The sequence below is a fragment of the Anaerocolumna xylanovorans DSM 12503 genome, assembly GCF_900143645.1.
GTDB classification, from domain to species: domain Bacteria; phylum Bacillota; class Clostridia; order Lachnospirales; family Lachnospiraceae; genus Anaerocolumna; species Anaerocolumna xylanovorans.
This window is the reverse complement of record NZ_FRFD01000003.1, coordinates 999732-1019680: the sequence shown is the minus strand read 5'-3', so window position 1 is coordinate 1019680 and position 19949 is coordinate 999732. Positions and strand designations below refer to the sequence as shown.

Annotated in this window: 19 protein-coding genes and 1 other annotated feature; of the genes, 2 read left to right on the top strand and 17 right to left on the bottom strand. The window is 40.7% G+C overall.

Translation table 11 applies throughout. From position 1 onward, the window contains the following. Positions 1-139: 139 nt before the first annotated feature. Positions 140-559, top strand: a complete 420-nt coding sequence (locus tag BUF11_RS04285; protein WP_073587517.1) for a YjdF family protein — start codon at positions 140-142, stop codon at positions 557-559. A gap of 70 nt (positions 560-629) precedes the next feature. Here BUF11_RS04285 and trpA read toward each other — a convergent pair whose 3' ends face one another. The 17 genes from trpA to BUF11_RS04200 form a co-directional block, all read right to left on the bottom strand. After that, on the bottom strand, positions 630-1406 hold the full coding sequence (trpA, locus tag BUF11_RS04280) for a tryptophan synthase subunit alpha (RefSeq protein ID WP_073587516.1): 777 nt from the start codon (positions 1404-1406) through the stop codon (positions 630-632). Continuing rightward, positions 1399-2583 (bottom strand): tryptophan synthase subunit beta, encoded by a 1185-nt coding sequence (gene trpB / locus BUF11_RS04275; RefSeq protein WP_073587515.1) that lies wholly within the window; start codon positions 2581-2583, stop codon positions 1399-1401. The genes trpA and trpB overlap by 8 nt, the downstream gene beginning before the upstream one ends. Positions 2584-2701: 118 nt before the next feature. Beyond that, complete coding sequence (locus tag BUF11_RS04270) at positions 2702-3268, bottom strand: phosphoribosylanthranilate isomerase (RefSeq protein ID WP_242952331.1); 567 nt, start codon at positions 3266-3268, stop codon at positions 2702-2704. A 34-nt stretch (positions 3269-3302) separates the two neighbouring features. Then, the gene (gene trpC, locus BUF11_RS04265) at positions 3303-4127 is read right to left on the bottom strand and encodes an indole-3-glycerol phosphate synthase TrpC (RefSeq protein ID WP_330393847.1); all 825 of its coding nucleotides are present in this window, start codon (positions 4125-4127) and stop codon (positions 3303-3305) included. Next, entirely contained in the window at positions 4120-5127 is a 1008-nt protein-coding gene (gene trpD, locus BUF11_RS04260) for an anthranilate phosphoribosyltransferase (protein WP_073587513.1), read from the bottom strand. Before trpD ends, trpC begins: the two co-directional genes overlap by 8 nt. Positions 5128-5180: 53 nt before the next feature. Continuing rightward, the gene (locus BUF11_RS04255) at positions 5181-5756 is read right to left on the bottom strand and encodes an anthranilate synthase component II (protein WP_073587512.1); all 576 of its coding nucleotides are present in this window, start codon (positions 5754-5756) and stop codon (positions 5181-5183) included. Then, the gene (trpE, locus tag BUF11_RS04250; RefSeq protein ID WP_073587511.1) at positions 5753-7210 is read right to left on the bottom strand and encodes an anthranilate synthase component I; all 1458 of its coding nucleotides are present in this window, start codon (positions 7208-7210) and stop codon (positions 5753-5755) included. Before trpE ends, BUF11_RS04255 begins: the two co-directional genes overlap by 4 nt. Positions 7211-7326: 116 nt before the next feature. Continuing rightward, positions 7327-7575: a binding site (T-box leader), on the bottom strand. A gap of 52 nt (positions 7576-7627) precedes the next feature. Then, complete coding sequence (locus BUF11_RS04245) at positions 7628-7981, bottom strand: MmcQ/YjbR family DNA-binding protein (RefSeq protein WP_073587510.1); 354 nt, start codon at positions 7979-7981, stop codon at positions 7628-7630. Further along, on the bottom strand, positions 7956-8324 hold the full coding sequence (locus BUF11_RS04240) for a hypothetical protein (RefSeq protein WP_073587509.1): 369 nt from the start codon (positions 8322-8324) through the stop codon (positions 7956-7958). Before BUF11_RS04240 ends, BUF11_RS04245 begins: the two co-directional genes overlap by 26 nt. 162 nt (positions 8325-8486) lie before the next feature. Continuing rightward, positions 8487-9683 (bottom strand): sugar ABC transporter permease, encoded by a 1197-nt coding sequence (locus BUF11_RS04235; protein ID WP_242952307.1) that lies wholly within the window; start codon positions 9681-9683, stop codon positions 8487-8489. Between the two features lie 99 nt (positions 9684-9782). Further along, positions 9783-11309 (bottom strand): ATP-binding cassette domain-containing protein, encoded by a 1527-nt coding sequence (locus BUF11_RS04230; RefSeq protein WP_073587925.1) that lies wholly within the window; start codon positions 11307-11309, stop codon positions 9783-9785. Between the two features lie 142 nt (positions 11310-11451). Beyond that, positions 11452-12564, bottom strand: a complete 1113-nt coding sequence (locus tag BUF11_RS04225) for a sugar ABC transporter substrate-binding protein (protein WP_073587508.1) — start codon at positions 12562-12564, stop codon at positions 11452-11454. Positions 12565-12862: 298 nt separating this feature from the next. Further along, positions 12863-13912: a sugar ABC transporter substrate-binding protein gene (locus BUF11_RS04220; RefSeq protein WP_073587507.1), complete on the bottom strand. Its 1050-nt coding sequence runs from the start codon at positions 13910-13912 to the stop codon at positions 12863-12865. A 15-nt stretch (positions 13913-13927) separates the two neighbouring features. Beyond that, on the bottom strand, positions 13928-15529 hold the full coding sequence (locus BUF11_RS04215) for a response regulator (protein ID WP_073587506.1): 1602 nt from the start codon (positions 15527-15529) through the stop codon (positions 13928-13930). Further along, on the bottom strand, positions 15519-17054 hold the full coding sequence (locus BUF11_RS04210) for a sensor histidine kinase (protein ID WP_073587505.1): 1536 nt from the start codon (positions 17052-17054) through the stop codon (positions 15519-15521). Before BUF11_RS04210 ends, BUF11_RS04215 begins: the two co-directional genes overlap by 11 nt. Next, on the bottom strand, positions 17051-18055 hold the full coding sequence (locus BUF11_RS04205) for a sugar ABC transporter substrate-binding protein (protein ID WP_139243266.1): 1005 nt from the start codon (positions 18053-18055) through the stop codon (positions 17051-17053). Before BUF11_RS04205 ends, BUF11_RS04210 begins: the two co-directional genes overlap by 4 nt. Positions 18056-18075: 20 nt before the next feature. Beyond that, on the bottom strand, positions 18076-18498 hold the full coding sequence (locus BUF11_RS04200; RefSeq protein WP_073587503.1) for a hypothetical protein: 423 nt from the start codon (positions 18496-18498) through the stop codon (positions 18076-18078). A 292-nt stretch (positions 18499-18790) separates the two neighbouring features. On the opposite strand from BUF11_RS04200, the gene BUF11_RS04195 reads away from it, so the two are divergent. Next, positions 18791-19888: an aldo/keto reductase gene (locus BUF11_RS04195; RefSeq protein ID WP_073587502.1), complete on the top strand. Its 1098-nt coding sequence runs from the start codon at positions 18791-18793 to the stop codon at positions 19886-19888. Positions 19889-19949: the final 61 nt, after the last annotated feature.

The following is a 19949-nucleotide window of genomic DNA, read 5'->3' as shown; positions in this document are numbered from 1 at the left end:
CGGCCATCCTATAGTATAATGTTCTATGCAGAGATAAAAACACAGTCCCGGTCGGTAGTCCGGGCGCAGCGCAAGCTGTCAGTAACCTGCCTCCTTGGTTGTCCGTTCTTTGCGAGACAGACAAAAGGAGGAATTTATTATGGATACGGTCGTATCAAAGCTCACTGTCCTTTTTGAGGACCCTTTCTGGCTTGGTATTTATGAGCGGGAAGCCTGCGGTAAATATGAGGTCAGCCGGATTATCTTTGGCGCGGAGCCAAAGGATTACGAGGTATATGCCTTTCTTCTTAAAAATCACAGCGGGTTTCGGTTTAGCCCTTCCATGGAAGCAGAAAAGCCGGCAGCAAAACCTGTGAATCCCAAACGCCTGAAGCGGATTATTAACAAGCAGCTTAACGAGTGCGGATTTTCATCAAAAGCAAAGCAGGCTTTAAAACTTCAGCAAGAAGAAAACAAAACTGTACGGAAAAGCCATTCCAAAATGCAAAAGGAAGAGGAAGAAAACCGTCAGTTCCTGTTGCATCAACAAAAAAGAAAGAACAAGCACAGAGGGCATTAAGCCCTCTTCTGCTTGTTCTCTGTTAGTATATATTTTATATGTCAGATTCTTGTTATTCCGTTATCCTATGTTATGCTTCTCCCACGGCAGTCTTCATTTCTTTTACATATGCTTTCACCGGTTTAATGCTTTCTTTTCCATATTGTGTGACTATCTTTACAATAGCGCTGCCAACAATTGCCCCGTCAGCCAGTGCGGCAAAATCCTTTGCCTGTTCCGGTGTTGAGATACCAAATCCTACTGCGCAGGGTGTGTCAGTGACTTCACGTACCATGGATATCATAGAGGAAATGTCTGTCTTAATCTCTGTCCGTACTCCTGTTACCCCGAGGGAAGAAACGCAGTAGATAAACCCTTCTGCCTGGCTGGCAATCGTACGTATTCTTTCTTTTGAGGTCGGAGCTATTAAGGATATCGACTCCACCTGATACTGTTTACACTCTTCTTTCAGTTCATCCCTCTCTTCAAAAGGCAGATCCGGTACAATAATGCCATCAATACCGCATTCTACACATCTTTTAAAAAACCTCTCTTTTCCGTACGTATAGATTGGGTTAATATAAGTAAGAAATACCAAAGGAACGGTTACCTTTTCTCTCACTTCTTTTATGGCATCAAATAATTTATCGGTGGTGCAGCCGGAAGATAAAGCCCTTTCATTTGCTTCCTGAATTACGGCTCCTTCTGCAATCGGGTCAGAAAAGGGGATGCCAATTTCAATCAAATCAGCCCCGGCTTCCTCCATTGCCACAATAAGCTCCTTCGTAGTCTCCAAATCCGGATACCCCCCGGTTACAAAGCTTATAAAAGCTTTCCCGTTTAAAAATGCGTTCTTTATTCTACTCATAAATTTTAATCCCCCTATATCTTGCAATTGCAGCTACATCTTTGTCGCCACGGCCGGATACGTTAATTACGATAATCTTATCCCTATCCATTTCCGGAGCCAGCTTTCTTGCATAAGCTACCGCATGGGCACTTTCAATGGCAGGAATAATGCCCTCTGTTCTGGAAAGGTATTCAAAAGCCCTGACAGCTTCTTCATCTGTAACCGGAACATAGGAAGCTCTTCCTGTCTTATAAAGCATAGCATGCTCAGGCCCGATTCCCGGATAATCAAGTCCTGCGGATATGGAATAAACCGGTGCAATCTGACCGTATTCATCCTGGCAGAACAAAGACTTCATGCCGTGAAAGATTCCTTCCGTACCATTTGCTATGGTAGCTGCATTTTTCGGGTTATCTACTCCAAGCCCGGCTGCCTCACAGCCGATAAGCTGTACCGTCCGGTCCTCTATAAACTCATAAAAGGCTCCCATGGCATTGCTGCCGCCGCCTACACAGGCTATTACTGCGTCAGGAAGCCTTCCTTCCTTTTCATTTAACTGGTCTTTTATCTCTTTTCCGATAATCTTCTGAAAATCCCTTACAATGGTAGGAAAGGGATGGGGTCCCATAACGGAGCCAAGAACATAGTGGGTATCCTCCACTCTCTTCGTCCACTCTCTCATGGTCTCATTTACAGCATCCTTTAAGGTCTGGGTACCGCTTGTTACCGGATGGACCTTGGCCCCTAAGAGTTCCATCCGGTATACATTTAATACCTGTCTGTCGGTATCTTCCTTTCCCATAAAGATTTCACATTCCAGCCCCATAAGTGCGGCTGCTGTTGCAGTAGCTACTCCATGCTGTCCGGCTCCGGTTTCTGCAATTACCCTTTTCTTTCCCATCTTCTTTGCTAAAAGCACCTGGCCTAAAACATTGTTAATCTTATGGGAACCGGTATGGTTTAGATCTTCTCTTTTTAAGTAAATCTTGGCTCCGCCCAAATCCTTTGTCATTTTCTCTGCATAATATAAAAGCGAAGGTCTTCCCGCATAATTCTTATACAAATCATCAAGCTCTGCTACAAATTCAGGATTATTTTTATAGTGGTCATAAGCCTCTTCCAATTCATTTACCGCATTCATCAGGGTTTCCGGCACATATTGGCCCCCATAATCTAAAAATCTGCCTTTTTTCATAATTAAAACCATCTTGTACCGCAGCTTTTGCGGTACTGCCCATTAGGCATCCTTTCTTTTTATTTCATATAGACTTAATCCTTACACCGGCTCCCATGCATATTGCAAGTATGGGAAGTTAATATTTTGCTTTTACTGCTTCAAGAAATGCCTTCACCTTGGCTTCGTCCTTAAAACCATCTGTTTCAACGCCGCTGCTTACATCCACACAAAAGGGATGACAGGTTAGAATGGCTTTCCCTACATTATCAGCACTTAATCCTCCTGCCAGAAATATTCTTTCTGCCTCTTTCGGTACGATGCTCCAGTCAAAAGGCTTTCCGGTACCTCCATATTGTCCGCTGGAATAAGTATCAAGAAGCAGGTAATCAGAGGGTAAGGCAAGCCCCTTTTTTATATCTTCCTCTGTCCTTGGCCTGATAGCCTTTATAATTGGATTGGAAAGCCTTTTCTTTAACTTCCTGATATAATCCTCATCCTCTTCACCATGAAGCTGTATTATGTCGATAATATTTTCCCTGCATAATTCCAAAATATCCTCTGACGATGCATTGACAAATACCCCGGCAACTTTGATATTTTTGTCCAGCATCTTTTTAAGCCTGCCAGCCTCTTCTTTTGTTATCTTTCTTTTGCTTTTTGCAAATACAAATCCGATATAATCCGTATGGTAACGGTTTACCATTAAGATATCTTCTTCTCTTCTAAGACCGCAGATTTTAACCTTTGTCACCTATGCCATCACCCCTTAACTCTGCAAGCATTTTTTTCTTATCCGGGCTCTTCATTAAAGTTTCACCGATTAGCACGCCGTTTACCTTATCATCTCTTAATATACGGATATCCTCCGCTGTTTTTACGCCGCTTTCTGCAACGAAAAGGATATTTTCCGGAACCAGCTTTCTCAAACGTCCGCTTGTTCTGATATCTACTTCAAAAGTTTTTAAATTCCGGTTATTCACTCCGATGATACTTGCCCCTGCCTTTACAGCCCGTTCCACCTCAATTTCATCATGAGCTTCCACCAAAACGGATAATCCCAGTTCTCTGCTAAGTTCAAGATATTCTTTCAGCTCCTTATCTTCCAGAATAGAACAGATTAGCAGGATAGCATCTGCCCCTAAAATCCTGGCCTGATATATCTGATAGGGCTCTATGATAAAATCCTTACGAAGAATAGGGATAGAAACCTCCCTTTTGATTTCAGACAGATAAGAATTCCTTCCTAAAAAGAATTCCGGCTCTGTCAATACTGAGATACAGCTTGCTCCGGCTTCTTCGTATTCCTTCGCAATAGCTACATAAGGGAAATCCTCTGCAATAATTCCCTTAGAAGGGGAAGCCTTCTTAACTTCACAGATAAAATGGATTCCCTCTTTCCTTAATGCTTCTTCAAAGAACAGGCTCTCTGTTACCGGCATCTGAAGTGCTATTTCTTTCATGCGTTGTGCACTGATATCCTGTTTATTATTTTCAATCCGCTCTCTTGTGGCTTCTACTATGAGATCAAGAATCATGGTTATTCCCTTTCTGCTTTTATTCATTGGAAAGCTTTACGAAAGCTTCCAGCTGTTTTAAGGCCTTCCCGCTGTCGATGGTCTCTTCTGCCATCTTAACAGCTTCTTTAAACGTTACATTATCCTTTACGAGGTAAATGCAGGCTGCAGCATTGAGTAAAACCGCATCCCTTTTGGGTCCTTTGTCTCCTCTTAGGATTGCCTTAGTGATTTCAGCATTTTCAGCAGGGCCCCCGCCTACCAGGTCTTCTTTTTTACATTTTATAAGTCCGAACTGCTCCGGTTCAATTACATAAGTGTTCAGTTCTCCATCCCTTATCTCACAGCAATAGGTATCTGCACTTAGAGAAATCTCATCGATTCCATCCCTTCCATGTACCACCATTGCCCGCTTTACGCCAAGCTTATTAAGTACCTGTGCAAGAGGCTCTACAAGGCTTTCATCAAATACTCCTAAAAGCTGCATGTTTGCACCGGCTGGATTGGAAAGAGGTCCAAGAATGTTAAAGATAGTACGGATTCCAAGCTCTCTTCTAACCGGTGCGACATATTTCATAGCCGTATGGTAGGTCTGGGCAAACATAAAGCAGATGCCTATTTCAGAAAGAATTTCTGCACTCTTGGCAGGACTTATCATAATATTTACGCCCAGGGCTTCCAGCACATCGGCTGCACCGCATTTGCTGGAAACACTGCGGTTACCGTGCTTTGCCACGGGAATACCGGCAGCGGACACTACAAGGGCGGAAGTAGTTGATATATTGAAGGTATAGGCTTCATCCCCTCCTGTACCTACTATCTCCAGCACATCCATGTTGTGAAGGAGCCTGACACAATGCTTTCTCATACCTGCTGCACTGGCGGTAATCTCCTCAATAGTTTCTCCCTTCATACGCAATGCGGTAAGATATGCACCTATATGAATATCAGAGGCTTCACCGCTCATAATTTCATCCATAACACTTTCTGCCATTTCATAAGACAGATTTTCCTTATTCGTTAGCTTGTAGATAGCTTCCTTTATCATCCTTATCCTCCTTTTATAATTCTTAATAAAATATAAGCATGTTCATTTATTCCTTAGATATCTAAAAAATTCTCCATCATAATCCTTCCCTTTGGTGTAAGCACCGATTCCGGATGAAACTGCACACCATATATTTCATAATCCTTATGCTTTACGGCCATAATATCACCATCCGATGCCTTGGCAATAATGGTAAGTTCTGATGGAAGAGAATTCTGTTCTGCTGCCAGAGAATGATATCTTCCCACCAGTACCTCTGCCTCCAGACCTTTAAAAAGAGGACTTGAGGTGTCAACCCTAACAAGACTTTGCTTCCCATGCATTAAATTATTTGCATAGGTAATTACCCCGCCAAAAGCTTCACAAATACCCTGATGTCCTAAACATACCCCAAGAATAGGGAACCTTCCCTTTAATTCCTTTACCGTTTCTTCACAGATTCCTGCATCTATCGGCCTTCCAGGTCCGGGAGAAAGAATAATATGGGAGGGATTAAGCTTTTTTATATCCTCTACCGTCATCTCATCATTGCGGATAACCTTAATTTCTTCTTTATCCTTTAAGATACTTCCGATTAACTGCACCAGATTATAGGAAAAGCTGTCATAATTATCAATGAGTAATATCATAGGTCTTTTACCTCCCCGGCTCTTTTTATGGCTTCGATGACAGCACCGGCTTTGTTGGCACATTCTTCATATTCCGCTTGTGGTACGCTGTCTGCTACAATCCCCGCACCGGCCTGTACATATACGGTATCAGCCCTTTTCACTGCTGTCCGGATGGCAATGCAGACATCCAGATTACCGGAGAAATCAAGGTAGCCGATGGCTCCGCCGTAGACACCTCTTGCTTCACTCTCTAATTCATCTATTATCTCACAGGCTCTGAATTTCGGTGCTCCTGATAGGGTACCGGCAGGAAGCAGGGCACTGACGGTATCGCAGCTATCCTTATCTTTTCTTAAGGTTCCCGTTACCACGGAAGCAATATGCATTACCTTGGAAAAACGGTGTATCTTCATATATTCTTCCACTGCCACACTGCCATATTCAGCTATTCGTCCCACGTCATTTCTGGCAAGATCCACGAGCATATTGTGCTCGGATAATTCCTTCTCATCCTTTAAAAGCTCTTCTTCCAGCCTTATGTCCTCTTCCTTTGTCTTTCCTCTCGGTCTGGTACCGGCAACCGGGAAGGTAGTAAGCTTCTTATTTTCCAGCTTAATCATAGTCTCCGGTGATACTCCGGCAATCTGTAAATCCTCACACTGGATAAAATACATATAGGGAGAAGGATTTGTAGTACGAAGAATACGGTAGGCATTTAAGAGGTTTCCTCTGTATTCCGCTTCAAATCTTCTGGAAATAACTCCTTGAAAAATATCTCCTTCCCGGATATATCTTCTGGTCCTTTCCACCATCTCGCAGTACTCATCCTTTGAGGTATTGCAGGTGAATTCACCAATTTTTTCCGGTGTCAAATCCGGCAGCAGTGAGTTATCAAATATCAGGGCAGTCATATCCTCAATGTCTTTTAATGCCTTTTCATAACCTCTTTTCTTTTCTGTTGCCTTATAACCGGCTATGACCAGTAGTTTTTGCTTTAAGTGGTCAAATACAATAAGCTTATCAAAAAGAGAAAGGTCATAATCATGAAATTGACTTTCTTTCAGCCTTAGCTTTGGCTCTGCATAGCCAATCATCTCGTAGGAGAAATACCCTACAAGCCCTCCGGTAAAGACAGGCATTCCCGGTATTTTCGGAGCTTTGTAGTCCTTTAACAGATCTCTTAAGGCTTCCATTGGCGTACACTCAAGTTCTTCCTCTCCTGCCGCTGTTTTTCTTACGGCTTTATTTTTCTTACAGTACAGACGCAAGGAAGGATTCAGTCCTAAAAAGGAGTATCTGCCAAAGTGTTCTCCCCCTTCCACGCTTTCCAGAAGAAAATAGTTGTTCCCTGCATTTGCAAATCTTCTTAAAAGAAGAATGGGGGTCAACATATCCGACGGGATTTCCCTGCATACGGGAATAAAACTGCAATCCGCTTCGTATTTTGAAACGTCTTCATAATTTGTAACCATAAGTTCCTCCCTTTCATAAGCCTAATGATAATCTGGGTCTGGATGAGGGGTTTTAACCAAGCGCGGCTGGTTTTTGCTAAAAATAAGCAATAAAAAAAGCCTCTATCCCTAAATTCTTAAGGGACAAAGACTACTCTCTGCGGTACCACCCATATTGATGCTATTGCATCCGCTCTGTTTGTATACTATCATATACACCTCGTTGATAACGGTTGAGGTTCCCGTTGACGTCTACTTGCAATATTTACTGCTTTCGAGCCACCCTCACAAGTCCATTCAGTAATCGTAGCACTGCCGCTCTTCCACCAGTAAGCGGCTCTCTGTAAGGCATTTCATTACTTACTTCTCTTGTTCATCGGTTTATTCGTTTAATTTTCTTAAGTATATGCAATCTGTATTTAATTGTCAAGTAAAATTTTAAGACTTTTTCTTTCGTTTATTTTGGGGCTTTACCAGATCATAGCTTTCTGCAATCATTCTCTTAATATCCTCTTCTGGTATGTCACCATTTAAAATAAGGGAATTCCAATGATTCTTATTCATATGGTAAGCCGGAATGACAGAGGGCCATGCACTTCTCCAAAAATCAATCCATTCTGCAGGGCTCTTAACGTTTACCCAGATATTCTCTTCACGCTTATAGATACAGGCAAAAATTTTCTTATTTTCCTTACAGCGCATAATAGTCCAGTTATCATCATGAAAAGGATAATCTTCATATACATCTTCAAAGGTCATACAGTAGTTAATTACTTCTTCTCTGCTTCTCATGGGTTTCTCCTGTTTTTTTGATATATTTTTCTGCTATTACTGCTTCATATATTATCATCATAAATATAGCCCCGAAGAAAAAGGGAAACACCAGGAGATTTCCTGCTTTTTTGTCACTTACTTGAAAAATCAGCAGTAACACACCTGCAGCAGCCTGTAATAATCCATATCCCGTCAACAACCATCCCACTGCTTTATTATAAGCCCGTATATCCGTAATCTTGTCCTTATTTGGTGCTTTGATATTGGAATAGATACCAGCCGGTTTCTTGCTGCGGGAAGCCAAAAATCCCATTATAATAAATAATATTGCTGCTAACCAGCAAACGATTGCTATCAGCATAGATACCCCTTCCTTTTATTAAAAAAATATCTGCATTTATTATACCATATTTTAGAAGAAATTAAATAGATAACAAAATTAAAAAGATGGCTGCAAGATTGGTAAATTACTACCTTACAGACATCTTTTATTTCATACAACTATTTTCATATCAATTTCTAATTATTTTCTTCCGCCTCTTGTTCTTACGTCAAAGGCAACAGCTAAAATGAAGATAGCACCCTTTACAATGTACTGGAAGGAAATATCAACGCCCATCAGGTTCATACCATTGGTAAGTGACATAATTACCAGAGCACCGATGATTGTATTGGTAACTTTACCGATACCGCCGTTAACGGATACACCGCCGATGTAGGAGGAAGCGATAGCATCCAGCTCGAAGCCAAGTCCAGCCTGAGGAGTTGCGGAGGAAAGTCTGGAAGTATACAAAATACCTGCCAAAGCTGCTAACATACTCATAGAAGCAAATGCGAAGAAGGTTATTTTTCTTACATTAACACCGGACAGCTCTGCAGCTTCTGCATTTCCGCCGATACCGTAAATATATCTGCCAAGCTTTGTTTTATTCAGCATGAAATTATAGATAAATAATACGGTTCCTACAACAATAGCTGTCCAGGGAATACCCTTATAGTTTGCCAGCATGGAAAAGATAGCAATAATAATTATGGTGATAAATGCAATCTTAGAGACGAAAATCGGTGCTGAGCTAACCTGGAAGTTATATTTTTGCATATTCTTTCTGGACTTTATCTGGCTGTAAGTCATAAGAATAACTGCAACAACTCCGATAATAATGGTTAATATATGGATACTTCCGCCAGAGGAGATATCCGGGATAAAGCCGTTGGAAAGGGCTTTAAAGGTAGGGTCAGACACAATAATGGTTCCTGTTCCCTGTGTTACTAAAGAAAGAAGTCCTCGAAAGATAAACATACCGGCCAGCGTGGTTACAAAGGCAGGAACTCCTACTTTTGCTACCAAAAATCCCTGATAGATACCAACTGCAATACCAAGACAGAGTATAATAGGAATTACCACCCATACATTCAATCCGGCTTTTAAAAGAATGGCTGAAACAGCACCCAGGAAACCTGCTACATATCCAACGGATAAGTCGATGTGCTTGATTATAAGTATTATGGTCATACCGATGGCAAGCACCGCTACATAACCTGTCTGATTAATTAAGTCGGATAAATTTCTGGATGATAAGAATAATCCGCCTGTTCTGATTCCAAAGAAAATAAAGATTACTACCAAAGCAATGTACATGGCATAGTCCCTGACATTGCTTTTTAGCATAGTTGCAATTTCTGTGCCAATGGACATCTTAGCCTTGCTGTTTTCGTTCATACAAATCCTCCTTTAAACCCGTGCATATCGCAAGCAGAGCTTGCGGTTACTGCCTAAATAGAAAGTGAAAATTGCTTTTTAATTTTCACTATACCCCCGCTATACTCTTGTGGCCATTGCCATGATCTTTTGTTCCGTTGCTTCCTCTGCCAATACCTCACCGGTTATGGTGCCTGCTGACATAACATAGATTCTGTCGCTCATACCAAGTACCTCAAGAAGCTCGGAGGAAATCATAATAATACTCATGCCTTCTTCTACTAAACGGTTCATCAATGAGTAGATTTCAAATTTAGCTCCGACATCAATACCTCTGGTCGGTTCGTCAAGGATTAATACCTTGGGACCTACAAAAAGCCATTTTGCAAGAGATACCTTCTGTTGGTTACCCCCGCTTAAGTTTCCAACAAACTGTTTGATAGAAGGTGCTTTGATACCAATAGACTTCTTTAAATCATTTGCCACATTGATTTCTTCATTTTCATTAATAACAATACCCTCTGTCAGCTTATCAAGGTTTGCAATGGTGGTATTATATTTGATGTCCTGGATAAGGACAAGGCCGTTTCCTTTTCTGTCCTCCGTTACATAGGCAATACCTGCATCCATAGCTGCTCTGGGGTGCTTTAGCTGCTTTTCTTTTCCTTCTACAAATATCTGACCGCTTGTTATCTTGTAGCCGGGGGTATTTCCAAATATACTTAAGGCGAATTCTGTTCTTCCTGCCCCCATAAGACCTGCTATTCCTACAATTTCACCTTTACGGACCTTTATATTAACATCATGGAGAATTTCCCTGCCTGCTTCCTGGTCAAATACGTTCCAGTTCTTAACATCCAGGCAGACATCTCCGTCGTGGTGCTTCTCTCTTTTCGGATAAATATTTTCAATTTCTCTTCCTACCATGTATTTGATAATATCCTGTTCCGTAATCTTTTGCTCTGCGGCATCCATGGAGCAAATCGTGGAACCATCCCTTAAAACTGTAACGGTATCCGCTATGGAAACAATTTCTTTTAACTTATGGGATATCATAATACTGGTAACACCCTGTTCCTTTAACTCTCTTAACAGGTCAAGAAGATTTTCACTGTCATCCTCATTTAATGCAGCCGTCGGTTCGTCCAGAATTAATAGCTTTACATTTTTGCTTAAAGCCTTTGCAATTTCTACAAGCTGCCTGTTTCCAACACCTAAATCCTTTATTTTAGTAGAAGGATTAATATTTAACCTTACCTTTTTCAGCACCTTACTTGCTTCTACAATCGTTTGGTTCCAGTTAATTACTTTCCCTTCCATGATTTCATGTCCAAAGTAAATATTTTCATACACACTAAGTTCAGGAATCAACGCAAGTTCCTGATAGATAATAGCAATTCCAGCATTTTCACTGTCTGATATGGATTTAAACTGTACAACATTTCCGTTATAAACGATATCACCGCCATAGGTGCCGTAAGGGTATACCCCTGATAATACCTTCATGAGGGTGGACTTGCCGGCTCCGTTTTCCCCGACAAGGCAATGAATCTCTCCGCGTTTTACTTTGAAATTAACATTGCTCAAAGCCTTCACACCGGGAAACTCTTTGACAATATTCCGCATTTCTAAAATATAGTCACTCATTATTTCACCCATCTTTCTTCTCTATTTTCAATTATTTCACCTTATGTTCCATTTTCATGAAATGAACCGGTAAAAGGGCAAGTCACTCATTCAGTCATTCCCTCTAAGCAGTGCCCTTTTAGCCGGTCTTATAATATAATAATTAGTTTAATCCAGTGAAATCAGATGCTTTGTAGTATCCGGAATCGATTAATGCCTGTTTTACATTATCCTTTGTTACAACAACGATAGGTGTCTGTTTAGCAGCAACCTCTTTTTTACCATTGTCATAGGTTGTGTCAGTACCAGCCTCTTTTCCGTCAATTACGGAAATGGCCATATTCATAGCATCTGTTGCAAGTGTACGTGTATCCTTAAATACTGTCATAGACTGTTTTCCGTCGATTACGTACTGAACGGAAGCTTTTTCACAATCCTGACCGGTAATGAAGTACTCTGTAACGTCTGCATCTGATGCAAATACATCAGCGATAGAACGAGATGTACCATCATTGGGAGCTAAAACATAGCATTTACCCTTATCTGCAGCACCTACTGCTGTTAAGTGAGCTTCTGCTTTGGATTTAGCTTCATTGAAATCCCAGTTGGTAGTTATCTGTCCAATAATGGATGCCAGCTGTTCATGTGTCAATTCTTTTGATGCCTGTAAACCAGCAGCTTCAGAAGAGTTCTTGATTACAAAAGTTCCGTCTTCAATCTTAGGCTGTAAAATATTCCATGCGCCCTGGAAGAAAAGGAAAGCATTGTTATCTGTTGCAGCTCCTGCATACAGATACAGAGGATTTCCCTGACCGGATGCATTGTCAGCAAGGTATTGTCCCATTGCTTCACCAACAGCTACGCTGTCGAAGGTTACATAATAATCAACTGCATCAGTTCCGGTAATTAATCTGTCATAAGCGATAACCTTAACGCCGGCTGCTTTTGCTTCTTCAACACTGGCTGCAGCAGCTGAGGCATCCTGAGCACAGATGATTAATACTTTGATTCCTTTATTGATTAAGGTTTCAACGTTTGTCTTTTCATTGGCTGAAGAACCCTGGCTGAATAAAACTTCTACGGAATACTTGGAATCTTTAATAACGGACTCGAATTTTGCCTTGTCCTGTAGCCATCTTGGTTCATCTTTTGTAGGAAGTACGATACCTACATCAACCTTTCCTTTTTTGCTGCCACTTGAGCTTCCCCCGTTGCTGCACCCTGCCAGTGATACTACCATCATGAGGCACAAAAGCACTGCTAACATTTTTTTCATAAATACATTCCGCCCTTCTTTTTTTAATAGTTTTTGCATATGCTATACCGTCATACCTTCATATTAGCGGTAAGCCTGCTGTATTGGTTACACCTATATGTTACAATATACAAAATAAATAGACAATGAACTGGATTGTTGTGTAATATTACTTTATTGCGCTATTTTTTAGCCACATTTTGTAAAAGGTAAAATATTGCGCTCAAAAATCGACACCGCAATATAGTATAGCTATTTGCCATACATGGCACACCAAAAAGAAAAAAGGCTGTGTATTCAGCCTTTTCTTTTATAAACACTATTCTGTCTGGTATACATCCTCATAAAGATGAAAACCATCCTTTATGACTGTATCATTAATATTATCCTTTGTTACTGCCTGTACTCCAATAAAAATATAAGGTACTTCATAAGTTCCGTCATCAATTACCTTATCTGTCTTGATTTTTTCTCCCTTATGCAACTGCATGCATACTTCTACTGTTTTTTTCACCAGATCCTTGATAGGCTTATATACCGTCAGAGCTTGTTTTCCCGTTACAATTCTCTGGCAGGCTACAAGGTCTGCATCCTGTCCTGTCACCTGTACTTTCTCTGCTATCTGCGCTTCCGAAAGTGCATCAATGGCACCCCAGGCAAGGGAATCATTGCCGCAGATAACCGCTTTTACATCATTCTTATGGCTTTTTAGCTCTTCCCGCATAAAATCATAGGCACTCTCCCTGATCCATCCGTCAATCCAGGTCTTTGCCAGAATCTTGATATCTCCTTTTTCAATAAAGGGTTCCAACACCTTCATTGCCCCATCATAGAGCATCTTACTGTTACTGTCATTTTCCGAGCCGCCTATTATAATATATCCTCCCTTTGGTACATTCTCTGTCAGGTATTCTGCCATAATCTTTCCCACCTGGTAATTATCAAAGGAGATATACACATCTACATTGGCGTTGGATACCAGTCTGTCATAAGATATAACCGGAATCTTTTTGTCCTTAGCCGCCTTAACGCATCTGGCCTCCGTATTGCTGTCATTGGGCGCAATAACGAGAACATCAATTCCCTGGTTTAGCATGGTTTTTACCTGCTTGTACTGAAGGTCGGAATCCTTATTGGCATTATTTACAATTACTTCAATGTTCTCCTCTTCTGCCTTAGATATAAAGATATCCCTGTCCCTTATCCAGCGGTCTTCCATCAAGGTACCAAGGGAAAACCCAACCACCATTTTATCGTCTTCCTTTGGCTTTTCCTGTCTCTCTACTCTTTTTTCGCACCCCACTGCAAAAATAAGCAGAAGTACTGTTAGTCCCAATGCTACAGTCCTTCTAAGTAAGCTCCTTCGCATACTTTTACCTCCTCCTTAACTGCCAAACATCCTTTTATACTCTGTTGGAGTAACTCCGGTAACCTTCTTAAATATCTTGGAAAAGTAATTCGGTTCCATATACCCCGTCATATAACAAACGTCTTTTATTGTATATTCGTCTTTCTTTAAAAGCTCCTTTGCTTTTTCCATACGGATTTCCGTCAAGCGGTCGCTAAAGTTAACACCGGTTTCCTCTTTGTAGAAACGGCTGAAATAATAGGGGCTTAAGTTGACCTCCTTTGCCACCTCCTCCAGGGAAATTTCTCTGGAATAATATTGCTCCATATATTTATTGGCTTTTTCGATAATGGTATTTACCTTTATCTTTCTGCCCTCCTGGATTCTTCCTACCGTCCTTTCAAGGAAATTCTTAACAACAGAATACAGCCCGTCCTTCTCTTCGGTCCCAATGATTTCTTTCAGTACATCATAATAATTTCCCGCAGCGCTTTTCCATCTTGCGGAAAAGCCGGTTACCAGTCCTATCATACTATTCTTAATTTCTTCAAAGGACAAAGTGTTATCTCTTGTCATGCGGCCAAAGACATCATGAAATACAGAAGCCACCTCATTTTCTCCCTGTTCAGCAGCATGCAGGTAGATTTCCTCTAATTGCTCTTCATAATTACTCTGAGGATATTCAATTCTTTCTAATATATCATCCACATGCAATATCTGTGATTCTTCACTTTCTTTATCACCGGTCAGGACACCCAGGGCAAACAGAGCTTCCTGATAGGATTTCTTGGCTTCTTCGACGCTGTCGTAATACCTGCCGATACCAATAAAAATATCCGGATATATCCTTACGGCTCTGTCCAAAATTCTCCCGGTTTCTTCCACTGAATGACTTTTTTGTTCGTAATCCTGCTCCCTGTTTTCTTCAAAGACATATACAATAATGCGGTTAAGCATAATGGGCCCTACGATAGCCTTTAACCGGGATTGTATAATCTTCTTATACTCACCATACATCTTCTCTCCATAGACACCGGCACCTATTTTATTCTCTATCTTATGGCTTTTTTTCTGCCCGAATTCCAGCGCCATAACATAACCGCCGCCTTCTTTATATCCAAATAGCTGACAATAGTCTTTAAGCTCCTTCGTGCTTCCGCTATAAAGACAGAGGGAATTCATAAAACCGGTTTCGAGTACCGGTATTATCATTTCCATGCGTTCCTGCTGCTCTAAATTTTTCTGTATATTGGCTTCCCGTATTCTTATCTTCTCCAAAGCCTTAACCATGGTCTCATTTAAGGTTAATTCCTTTACCGGCTTTAGAAGGTATTCCACAACCCCCAGATTTAATGCCTCCACTGCATAATCAAAATAATCAAATGCAGATAAGATAATAAAAACTATATTCGGATTTACCGTTTTAATTTGTTTCATAGCCTCCAGACCATTGATTCCCGGCATATTAATATCCATAATAATGATATCCGGATGCAGATTATATGCCTTTTCAATAGCATCTTTCCCGGAACGGGCACTGCCGCAAATTTCTATTTCTTCAAAATTCTTTGTCAGCATATATATGATGGATTCAACAGCAATGGGCTCATCATCTACTACCAGTACTTTATACTTCATTCTCATATTCTTTAATTTCCATTTCCCTCTTATTGTGAAGCGGCAGTAACAGGATGACCTTAGTTATTCCATCCTTACTGACGATGTTCATAACATCTTTTTCATCATAAAACAAGCGCAGCCGCTTTAATACATTGTCCATTCCAATTCCCGTAGTATGGCCTTTCTGGGCCTGATTCTTTACCGTCTTTGATTTCTTGTTAAGAATCCTGTCGATTGCTTCCTGCGGAAAATGGTCTCCCGTATTGGATATTATAATTTTAATTCTGTCTTCTTCTTTTGTAGCCTTGAGTTCAATGGCACCGCCTTCTTCTAACTTGCTGATACCATGGATGTAAGCGTTTTCCGTGAGAGGCTGCAGAGTCATTCTGGGCATTTTAAATTCCAAGATTTCCGGGTCCTCCGGTATATCCATATGAAAGGTTACAAAATCGCCAAATCTGGTTGTCAAAAGGCTCATATAAGAAGAAACATTGTTTACTTCCTCTGAAAGACTTGCATTGTAATCAAGACCCTTTAAATTATACCGGAAGATGTCCGCAAAGTTCTCCAAATATTCGCAGGTTACACTGTCTCCCTGGAGCATGGCAACCTTGGCACCGATATTGATGGAATTAAAGATAAAATGCGGATTTACCTGGGATTGCAGGGCAAGAAGTTCTGCTTCATGCAGAGCATTTTTCATCTTCAGATTATCGTATTTCTCCTGAATCAGGACACGCTCCAGTCTTTCCTTTTCCTTTAACTCATCAATATACTCTCTGATGCTTTTGGTCATCTTGCTAAAAGCCCGGTAGAGAACTCTGATTTCACTGCTGGTACCTTCTTCTGCAATATCTACCTCAAAATTACCTTCGGATACTTCCTTTGCATAGGAGGACAGCTTTGTAATCGGTCTTGTAATCTGATAACTAAAAAGCACAATAATGACAAGTATCAAGGCAAAGCTTATTCCAAACATAGTATAGCTTAGTACAGTACTGTTATATGCTTTCTTTTGGATTTCCAGATACCGCTGGGCACTGTCGCTTAAATCCGTACTCATAATTTCCTTGATGTAGCTTCCGATATAATTATACTCTTTTACGGATTGCTGGTATCCCTTGGAGTAATCACTGATTTTTCGGTTTCTTTTATCCACGATGGTTTCATCCAGAATCTTAAGATAATGATCTATCATCCCGGTCAGATTTTTAATCCGAACTCCTCTGTCCGTATATTCTGCATCCTGTTTTAAGATATTATTATCGGAGCTGATGGAATTGCTGTGGTTATAAAAGGATTGGAGGCTGTCTGAGCTTCTGGTGGATAAGTATACCTCCAGATCGTTTTGAATTTCATCCACCTCTTTATACAAGGAAGTTAATTCCTGGCTTTTATTTAGCAGATCCGTCATATCCTCCATTAACATCCGGGAGGATATATAGTTATAGAAACCAACCAGTATGGTAATTGCCGTAGCAAGAAGAAAGAAGCTTGTAAGCTTTGTGCGGTAGGATAGATCCCGTCTTTTTTTCTTCTTCATTCTCCACCTTCCTTTTTCGGCATTCTGTCATCGTATTCTGCCACATTGGATGCGTCAATGGTATATAACTGGGTGCTCTTATAATCACTTATCTGGACACCATTAAGTGCCTGGGCTAATTGCTTGACGGTATAATAGCCTATTTCATAAGCATTTGGACATACTGTTCCGTATATTACCCCACGTTCCACATAATCGAGGGTCAAAGGCATACTGCCATAGCCTACCAGCTTAATATCCCCTACCAGGTTATTATCAACCAGCACCTGTGCAACACCCGGTGTACTCTTTTCATCAAGGCAAATAATCAAATTTATATCTTTATGCTGGGCAATAATAGAATAAGTGACCTTTTCTGCCTCAAACATATTCTGTTTTAAGGTATACACCTCTTCTATTTCTATGTTTCCCTTTGAGGAAAAGGCTTCCGCAATACCCTGCATGCTAAGATTACGGTAAGAAATATCTCCTTCTTCTCCCGCTTCGTTCATGATGATTACTGCCTTTTTGCCGCTCCCAATAGCATCCGCTCCCATCTTTCCGGCCATGCTGCCAATGGTATAGCTGTTGGAGCCGACGCTTGGTACATCTGCAATATTAAAGCTGTCATTTTCATATGTTAAAAGGGGTATCTTTTTGGCTTTGGCTTCTTTGGCAATCTCCTTGGTTCCGAGAGCATCCGCCGGTTTTAAGGCAATACCGTCCACTCCGCTATAGATGCCTTTTTCCACAGCATCCTTTATTGCTTCCCCACTCTTTTGGGCAATTGGAACAAATTCTGCATACGCGTTCATTTCCACGGCAGCATCCCTTGCACCATCCTTAAAATACGTCCAGAAATATTCATCAGTATTCTGAACCAGTATCTGCAAATGGTATTTTGCTTCCTGCACCTTGCTTATTGTTTCTGTTTTTCTGTTCTCCTGCAAAAACAGATTTCCAAACATTACTGCCAGAATCAAAAGCATTCCAAGCAACATTCCGAATATTCCACGCAACATCTTCACTTATAATACCGCCTTTACTTTTTGCTTATAAGGTTTGGCTTAAAATCTTCTGTGTCTGCAAAAAAACCTCCCGGAAAATGTTCCAGTATTTTTTCAAATACTGCTTTTGCACTGTCATTGTAGCAGCTTAAAGACACAAAGAATACAGTCTTATATCCGTTTTCTATCATAAACTGCCTGTCCTTCCCATCAGAAAAGCCTTCCTTTAGTCCTTCCATATCAATGCATGTCCTATCCGGCATCTCGAGGGAAAGGATGTTCATCTCCTCCCAAAAATCAAGCTCTCCAAGCTTTAAGGGTTTAAGAAAGATATATAAATCACTTGTTGTAATTTCATCAATAGACATAAAAATCCAATCGGAAACAGCCGGTTTTATATTCTTCTCCGGATCCTTTTTGCTGCTCAACTTCTTTTTTTGCATATTATCATTTTTCATATTAACCTAATATCCATGCCTTTCCTGTCCCTGCAAACTTTGGGCCGCAGGCACAAAGTAACGTGTAAAGTAAAACGTTCAAAATTTGTACTTATGGCTCATTATACTACTTTTATTTCAAAAGGAAAAGTCCCAGACTATTGTCAAAACGTCAAGCATAAAATATCAGTTGAGTTATCAAGTACCTCTATGCTATACTAAACAAGACAGGTCAAACCAGGCCAAAATTATCTAACGGACATTTCCTGCAAGTTTTTTCTGTCTGTTAGAATTCGTAAACGGAGGTAAAACAATGTATTATAAACAGTATGGTAATACTGACATGAAAGTGTCCGCCATCGGTATGGGATGTATGCGTTACGATGACGAAGATGTAAAAGCAGAAAGATTCGAAGAATGTTCAGAGATTGTGCTATACGCTCATGAAAAGGGAATCAACTATTTTGATACCGCTCCTTTTTATTGTAATGATAAGAGCGAGATTATAACAGGTATGGCGCTTTCCCAATTGCCAAGGGACAGTTACTACATATCTTCAAAGACAAATCTTGGCACTATTGGCGGGAAAAGCACAAGAGATGCCTTCCGCAGCAGGCTGGAAACAACTTTAAGCAGACTGAAAGTGGATTATCTGGATTTTTACCATTTATGGTGCGTATTAAATCTGGATTCTTTTGAAAGCCAGTGTGAATCTCTTTATGGTTTCTTCGAGGAAGCAAAAAGCGAAGGTCTGATAAGAAATATCGTATTTTCCTCTCATATGCAGGGAAATGAATTAGAAGATGCCGTTGCTGCCGACCGTTTTAAAGGTATGCTTATCGGCTATAATGCCTTAAATTACCGTTTCCGCCAGACCGGTATAACCGCAGCTTATGAAAAAGGCATGGGTGTTGTAGTTATGAACCCCTTAGGCGGCGGACTGATACCGAATAATCCTAAGACCTTTGAGTACCTGGCAGAAGGAACTGACCTTACGGTTGCCCAGGCGGCTCTTAACTTCGTGGCCTCCCACAAGGAAATTACCATAACCTTAGCCGGATGTACAACAAAGGAACATGTGGACGATGCCTGTAAGGCAGTAGAACATCTGAAGGAAAGACCTGCAAGGGAAATATTTGAAGAATACGAAAATAAGGGTGTTGCTTTAAATAACCTGTGCACAGGCTGCGCTTACTGTAAGCACTGTCCAAAAAATATCGATATCCCGAAATACATGGATGCTTATAATGAAAAGCTTCTTGGCAATAACATGTTTGACAGGCTGAAATACCATTGGGGAATCCCTTCTGAAATGGCGGCTGAATGTATTAAGTGCGGAAAATGTGAAAAGCTTTGTACACAGCATCTTCCTATTATCGACAGACTGGGAGAGATTTCAAAGGGAGCATAATCGTTTAGTTAACCTTTATATGAATTATTTAAAAGGGTATGTCGGAAGACTCTTTCCTAGA